Here is a 6,993-nt window from a genome sequence, read left to right as displayed (position 1 = left end):
GCGTAGCCCTCCGGGGTGCGGGGGATGCCCGCCGCAGGCGCAAACAACCCGCACACAACAACCGGCCGCAAGCGGGCACCCCCCGCACCCCGGAGGGCTACGCGGGGGCCGCCAGCAGGGGGCGGGCCCGCTCGCGCAGCTCCGCGACGCGGGGCTCGTTCCCGTACGGCTCCAGCCGGTGCAGGAGGTCCCGCACGTACTCCGTGGTCCGGGCCGACGAGATCCGCCCGGCCACCTCCACCGCCTTGACCCCGGCCGCGCAGGCCGCGTCCAGGTTGCCGGACTCCAGCTCCGCGACCGCCGAGACGACGAGCCGCAGCCCGTGCGAGCGCACGAACTCCTCCGTGGGCCGGGCGAGGGCCGTCTCCGTGAAGCGGCGCACCTGCCCGGGCACGCGCAGGTCGCGGTAGCACTCGGCGGCGTCCGCGGCGAGGCGGTCGTAGGAGTAGAAGCCGAGCCAGGGCGGGTCGGCGTCCCCGTCGCGGGCGCGGTCGAGCCAGGACTCGGCGGCGGCCAGGGCCGTGGCGCACGCGGCGCTCTCGCCGGCCTTGGCGTGGGCGCGGGCCTCGACGAGGTGGAAGAAGGACATCGTGCGCGCCGTGGCGAGGCCGCGGTTGCGTTCGAGGGCGGCCTGGGCCAGGTCCACGCCCTCGTCGGCGAAGCCGCGGTACGTGGCCTGGAGCGACATCGACGCCAGCACGTAGCCCCCGAGGGGGACGTCGGCGGCGGCGCGCGCGAGCCGCAGGGCCTGGATGTAGTAGCGCTGGGCGGCCTCCTGCTGACCGGTGTCGAAGGCCATCCACCCGGCGAGCCGGGTGAGTTCGGCGGTGGCGCCGAAGAGGGAGCGGCCGACCTCGTCGCTGTACGAGCCGAGCAGCAGCGGGGCCGCCTCGACCCGCAGGCACTCGGGGACCATGCCGGAACGCCAGTCGCCGCCGCCGTACTTGGAGTCCCAGCGCCGGGCGTCCTCCGCGGCCTCGCGGAGCTTGGCGACGTCGGAGTGGCCGACGTGGTGCGTGCCCGGGGCGGGGTCCTCGCGGGCGACGCGGGCGTCGGCCGGGGTTATCAGCCAGCGGGAGGCCGGCGTGACGTACGCGCTGACCGCGAAGGAGCCGGCGAGGCTCTGCCAGATGCCGCCGCCGCCCGGGCCGCGCCGGCCGGGGTCGAGCTTCCACAGGTCGGTGGCGGACTTGACGGCCTCCCCGACGTCGCGGGGGAAGGCGAGGCCCACCTCGGGCGCGGGGTCGGCGTCGGCGAGGCCGATCTCGTGCAGCGGCACGGGACGGCCGAGCTTGCTGCCGATGGCCGCCGCGATGAGGTGCGGGGCGGCGCCCTGCGGCACCATGCCCTTGGTGACCCAGCGGGCGACGGAGGTCTTGTCGTACCGCAGGGTCAGACCGCGCTGGGCGCCGAGGTCGTTGACCCTGCGGGCGAGTCCCGCGTTGCTGATGCCGGCCAGGGCGAGAAGGGTGCCGAGTTTCTCGTTGGGCCCTCGGGGTTCTTTGGTCATGACCACTACCACCTCTCGCCGTAAGCGCGAGGGCCGCGTACGCCTGCCACGCCTGTCACACCCTCTCGACGCACAACAACGGCTGGCCCGGCGCCCCTTGTGGAGGCGTGCCGGGTCCGCCGCAGCCCGCCACCGGGCATGCGCCGGACCCCGAGCTGCCGGGACCATCGCTTCTCGGGTGAACCCAGCGTAGTTCGCCGTATCCCGCCCGTTAAGAGCTGTTGTCCCGGATGGCGAGATTCCTGCCCTGAATGCGGCCTGGCGACTCCTGCTGGTGGCGCGTGCTACCGGCGTATGCGGCTGTGCGCCCATCCGCGCGCTCTGTGCCGGTTCGGGCGGTAGGGGTTCCATGGTGGGGTGGGTTGGCCCGCGGCTCTCATGTGCGGCTATGGGGGGTTGTGGCGGGTCAGGGGGCTCCGCCACCACAATCCCCGCGGGTGGCGGACCGGTCCGGGAGGTGCGCCACGCCTCCCGGACCGCGACCCCCACGCGTCGCAGAACGGACGAATGCGGGCTGCCCGGACATTGACCGGAAGATGACGTTTGAAATCCGGTGGCCCGTTCCAAGTGACCATGATCAAGGGGGAGTTGGGCCGAACCGGCCCGCGCCGGACCGCGCGTGACGCGCGGTCCGGCGCTCAACCATGTCCTCATGCGCCTCTTTGTGCGCCGCTCCGTGGCAGCATGTTCCTCGGACGGGGCGGCAGTTCGGCTTGCCGCGGGGCCGGTTGGCCACGGTGGCCCACGTAATCCACGACCTGTGGAGGCGGCGATGCGGTGGTTGGTGGGGTGGAGCAGCGCTGCCGTGGGACAGGTTCCCGGCACGCGCGCCGGCCGCACCCTGCAGCCCGTAGGCGCACAACTCCTGTGGGGCGACCCCGATCCGCTGTGGATGGTGGGTGACTGGCGCCCCGACGAGGTGCGGATCGTCCACGCCGAGAACGGTTCCGTGGCGCGGCTGGCCGTGCTGGGCCGCTGCGCCGCCTCCGACGCCGACCTGCGGGTGGGGCTGTTCGCGGCGCGCGGCGGGGCGCTGCGCCATCTGACGGCCTGGGCCGGCAGCTACACCTGCGTCCTGCAGATCGGCCGCCGCGTCACGGTGCTGGGCGACCTCGCGGGCGCCCGGCCGGTGTTCCACACCCAGTGGGCGCGGGGCACGGCGTACGGCACGGCCGCGCTGCCGCTGGCCGACCTCACCGAGGCCGCCCTGGACGTGACCTACCTGGCGGCGCTGCTGGCCTGCCCGGACTCGCCCGAGGCGCTCGGCGAGGGCACCCCGTACGCCGGGGTGCGCCGGGTGCCGCCCGGGCACGCGCTCATCATGCGCGACGGGGTGCCCGAGGTCAGCGGCTACGAGCCCACCGCCTCGCTCGCCGTCGCCGGCACCCCCGCGGCCTCCGCCGACCCGGACCGGGCGCTCGCCGGCATACGGGACGCCCTGGTCGACGCCGTCCGGACGCGGCTCGCACAGCCCCGCTTCGTACCGGACGCCGGCGAGGCCCCCGCGCCGGGCATCGGCGCCGACCTGTCCGGGGGCAGCGCCTCCTCCACGCTCGCCCTGCTCGCCGCGGGCCTGCCGGGGATGCCGGGCACACCGCTCGGGCACGGCGCCGCCGCGGGGCAGCGCCTGCTGGCGGTGACCTTCAACGACCTGGCCACGGGCGGGGTCCACGGGCGCGAGGCCGAGCTGGAGCGCGCCCGCAGCATGGCCGCCGACCCGCGGCTGCACCACGTCGTCGTACCGGGCGGGCCGGAATCCCTGCCGTACGCCGACCTCCTGGACAGCGGGCCGCTCACCGACGAGCCGGGCCCCTCGCTGGTCACCGCGGAACGGCACCGGCGGCGCCTGGCGGCCGGCGGCGCCGACCACTTCGTGGGGCACGGCGCCCGGCAGGTGCTGGACGCCCATCCGGCCCGCCTGGCGGACCTGCTGATGGACCGTCGGCGGCGCGGCCTGCTGCGTCCCGTCACGGCCCTGGCGCGGGCGGACGGGCCCTCGGGGCGCTCGGTGTTCGTGCCGTTCACGGTGTACCGGGCGGCGCGGCGGCTGGCCCGCACCAGTTACCGGCAGGGCGTGGAGGACGCCGCGGCACGCCTGCTGGCCCGGCGCTTCGAGGAGCACGGGGACGCCCTGGCCGCGTCGCTCGCGGCCCTCGCCTGGTGCCGGCCGGGCCCCGCGGCGCGCTGGCTGACCGGCGAGGCGCTCGCCGAAGTATCGGTTCGCCTGCAGGAGGCGGCTTCCCGGCCGGGCACGACGGTGGAGCGCCCCGGAGAGCGCCGGGCGCGCGCCGCGCTCGCCCGGCACGCCGCCGACCACCGGGTCTTCGAGCAGGCCGCCGAGGTGCGCAGCCAGCGGCTCCACGCGCCCTTCCTGGACAACCAGGTGGTGCGGGCCTGCCGGGCGCTGCCCGAGACGCTGCGCGTCCAGCCGGGCGCCCGCACCACGATCCTGCGCTCCGTCCTGGCGGGCGCGGGCATCCGCGAACTGCCGCCCGGCTGGGGCGCCAACTCCCACGTCTCCACGGCCGTCGCCGTCCGCGCAGGCCTGCGGGCCGCCGTCGACGACCTGCTCGACCTCTTCGAGGCCCCGCTGCTCGCGGACGCCGGGCTCGTCGAGGCCCGCGTCGTACGGGCCGCCCTGCGTGCCGCGGCGGACGGCGAACCGGTGCCCGTCGACGGCCTCACCGACCTGGTCGCCACGGAGGTGTGGCTGCGCCGGCTGCTGGCCCGGCGCGGCTCCTGCTGGACGGGCACGGAGGTGCCGGAACAGCGCGCGGTCGCCAGCGGGGTGCAGCGGCTGTCGCTGTAGGCCGGCGCCGGCGGTCATCTGACGGGACGTGCGCCCCACGGATGCGCCGCCCGGGGGGATATGGACGCCGTTGCTCCACATATGTCACTGGCCGGAAAAGGACCCCGGCGCAGCCCTCCGCGCGAGTCTCCGGGACACTCGGAACATGCGCATCCGTACCACGGCGGCGGCCCTCGCCGCCGCTGCCGCCGCCGCGGCCCTCCTGGGCCTGGCCGCACACGCCTCCGGCGCGCCCGCAGACCGGTCCGGGGTCCGCCTCTACGACGAGGCACTGGGCAGGACGCGCGAAGACGGCGCCACGGTGTGCACCTTCTACTTCAAGGCCGAGGGCTTCGGCCCCGACCAGCCGGTCAACTGGACGGTCTCGTACGCCCGGGGCGAGGACGCGGTCGTCGGCACCCTGGTCACCGGCGCCCGGGGCACCGGGAGCACCGGCCGCGTCGTCCTCGCCGACGGCGACTACCGGTTCCGGTGGGCCGGTTCCGACGCGGACCCGCAGCGCTTCACGGTGGCTTGCCCGGCCGGGACGGCGACCCCGTCGCCGGGCACCGCCGCGACCGCCCCCTCCGTCCCCGCGGGTGCCGTGCCCGGGGTGACGGCGGCGGCGTCCACCGGCCCGGGCACGGGCCTGCCCGCCGCGGGGCTCACCTCCGCGTCGACCTCCACCGGCCCCTCCGACGTCACCGCGGGCGTGGCCTCCGTACTGGTTGCCCTGGGCATCGCCTCGGTGGCGGCACTTGTGATGCTCCGCCGCAAGCCCGTCCGGGCCCCTGCCGCGCCCCGCCGCCACCGGCGCGCCTCCGGCTGACCTGTCGGCGACCCGCACACAACAACGGGCCGCAAGGGGCACGCACCCCCCGCCCGCCCCGCAGGGTGTCCGTGGCGTACCCGACAATGGTGGGGCCGGACAACGCAAGGGCAGCGGCACCACAGGACGGGCGGGCAGATGGCGGTATGGGACGACCTGGTCGGCCAGGACCGGGTGACGGAGCAGTTGGCCGCCGCCGCACGGGACGCCGACGCCTTCGTGACGGCGGCTGCCGCGCGCAGCGCGCTGCCGACGGCGTCGAAGATGACGCACGCCTGGCTGTTCACCGGCCCGCCCGGCGCGGGCCGTGACACGGCCGCCCGCGCCTTCGCCGCCGCGCTGCAGTGCGTGAGCCCGGACCGGGCGCTGGGCGGGGCGCCGGGCTGCGGCTTCTGCGACGGCTGCCACACGACCCTGGTCGGTACGCACGCCGACGTCGAGGTGGTCCGCACCGACCTGCTCTCCATCGGCGTCAAGGACACCCGCGACCTCGTCCGCCGCTCCACGCTGTCGCCCGCCTCCGGCCGCTGGCAGGTGATCGTGCTGGAGGACGCCGACCGCCTCACCGAGGGCGCCGGCAACGTGCTGCTCAAGGCGGTGGAGGAGCCCGCGCCCCGGACGGTGTGGCTGCTGTGCGCGCCCTCCATCGAGGACGTGCTGCCGACGATCCGCTCGCGCTGCCGGCACCTGGTGCTGCGCACCCCGCCCGTGGACGCCGTCGCCGATGTGCTGGTCCGGCGCGACGGCATCGACCCCGTGATCGCCGAGGCCGCCGCCCGTGCCACGCAGGGGCACATCGACCGCGCCCGCCGGCTCGCCACCGACGAGGGGGCGCGCACCCGCCGCGCGGCCGTGCTGAGGCTGCCGCTGCGCGTGGACGACGTGGGGGGCTGCCTCAAGGCCGCGCAGGAGCTGGTGGACGCGGCGACCGAGGACGCCAAGCAGGTCTCCGAGGAGATGGACGCCAAGGAGACCGAGGAGCTGCGCACGGCGCTCGGCGCGGCCGCGGGGGCGGGCAGCCGGATGCCGCGCGGCACGGCGGGCGTGATGAAGGAGCTCGCCGACCGGCAGAAGCGCCGGTCCACCCGTACCCAGCGCGACACCCTCGACCTGGCCCTCACCGACCTGGCGGGCTTCTACCGGGACGTGCTGGCGGTGCAGGTCGGCACGTCCGTCGCCATCGCGAACGTCGAGGCGCGGGACGCCGTCGAGCGGATCGCGGCGGCTTCGCGGCCGGAGAACACGCTGCGCCGCATCGAGGCCGTGCTCGCCTGCCGTGGGGCCCTGGACAGGAACGTCGCGCCGTTGCTGGCCGTCGAGGCGATGACGCTGGCCCTGCGCGCGGGCTGACCGCCGGCGCGCGGGACGGGCCGCGCGGACCGCCCCCGCGCCTTGATCATCCGGCGGACGGGTGATCGTTTGCGGCGCTCGCGCGTCGCCGCTCCCCGGTGCGCCCGGCCTTGCCGCAGGCTGCTGTGCGGTGCCCCCGGCCGCTGTCCCCGCGGGGGTGATCCCAGCGCACGGGGTGCGCTCCCCCCTGCCTCCGGCGCGGGTGCCGCGCCCGTGCCCGAAGCGCCGTGGGGGACCTGCCGAGGTGGTGCCGCACGTGCCCGAGGTGGCCGAGGTCGTCGTTCTGTACGCGCTGCTGACCGCGGCCGGGGCCGTGGCGGTGGCGCTCGCCCGCTCGGCGCTGCGGCACTGGTGGGAGCAGCGCGCGGGCCGCGCGTACGAACTGCCCGTCGAGCGCACCGGCACGGTGCTGCGCGGCGCAGGGTCCGTGCTGGCCGCCGCGGGGGCGGTCACGCTGGCCGTCTGGTCGCCGTCCGGCCCGGCGGATCCGTCGCTCCCGCCGCCCCGCCCGGTCAC

Annotated in this window: 4 protein-coding genes and 1 pseudogene; 4 read left to right on the top strand and 1 reads right to left on the bottom strand. The window is 76.6% G+C overall.

Annotation, left to right across the window (positions count from 1 at the left end):
• Positions 1–97: 97 nt before the first annotated feature.
• Positions 98–1,510 carry an NsdA family TPR-like regulatory protein gene (locus PV341_RS42540; RefSeq protein ID WP_018558441.1) on the bottom strand — a complete coding sequence of 471 codons (1,413 nt, stop codon included), beginning with the start codon at positions 1,508–1,510 and terminating at the stop codon, positions 98–100.
• 772 nt (positions 1,511–2,282) lie between these two features.
• On the opposite strand from PV341_RS42540, the gene PV341_RS42535 reads away from it, so the two are divergent.
• The 4 genes and pseudogenes from PV341_RS42535 to PV341_RS42520 form a co-directional block, all read left to right on the top strand.
• Positions 2,283–4,319, top strand: a complete 2,037-nt coding sequence (locus PV341_RS42535) for an asparagine synthase-related protein (RefSeq protein ID WP_500360663.1) — start codon at positions 2,283–2,285, stop codon at positions 4,317–4,319.
• Between the two features lie 145 nt (positions 4,320–4,464).
• Positions 4,465–5,127, top strand: coding sequence for a hypothetical protein (locus PV341_RS42530; protein WP_500322657.1), 663 nt, complete (start codon positions 4,465–4,467; stop codon positions 5,125–5,127).
• 138 nt (positions 5,128–5,265) lie between these two features.
• A complete protein-coding gene (locus PV341_RS42525; protein ID WP_500360661.1) occupies positions 5,266–6,477 on the top strand; it encodes a DNA polymerase III subunit delta' in 1,212 nt (403 codons plus the stop codon).
• 256 nt (positions 6,478–6,733) lie between these two features.
• Positions 6,734–6,993 (top strand): annotated as a pseudogene (locus tag PV341_RS42520) (hypothetical protein); the annotation flags it as partial.

Source organism: Streptomyces sp. PA03-1a, assembly GCF_033792805.1.
Lineage (GTDB): Bacteria > Actinomycetota > Actinomycetes > Streptomycetales > Streptomycetaceae > Actinacidiphila.
This window is presented reverse-complemented; position numbering and strand designations above follow the sequence as displayed.

What these genes read in the sequence shown, in the direction of transcription:
- PV341_RS42540 (WP_018558441.1), bottom strand. Translation starts at nt 1,510, where the DNA reads ATGACCAAAGAACCCCGAGGGCCCAACGAGAAACTCGGCACCCTTCTC.
- PV341_RS42535 (WP_500360663.1), top strand. Translation starts at nt 2,283, where the DNA reads ATGCGGTGGTTGGTGGGGTGGAGCAGCGCTGCCGTGGGACAGGTTCCC.
- PV341_RS42530 (WP_500322657.1), top strand. Translation starts at nt 4,465, where the DNA reads ATGCGCATCCGTACCACGGCGGCGGCCCTCGCCGCCGCTGCCGCCGCC.
- PV341_RS42525 (WP_500360661.1), top strand. Translation starts at nt 5,266, where the DNA reads ATGGCGGTATGGGACGACCTGGTCGGCCAGGACCGGGTGACGGAGCAG.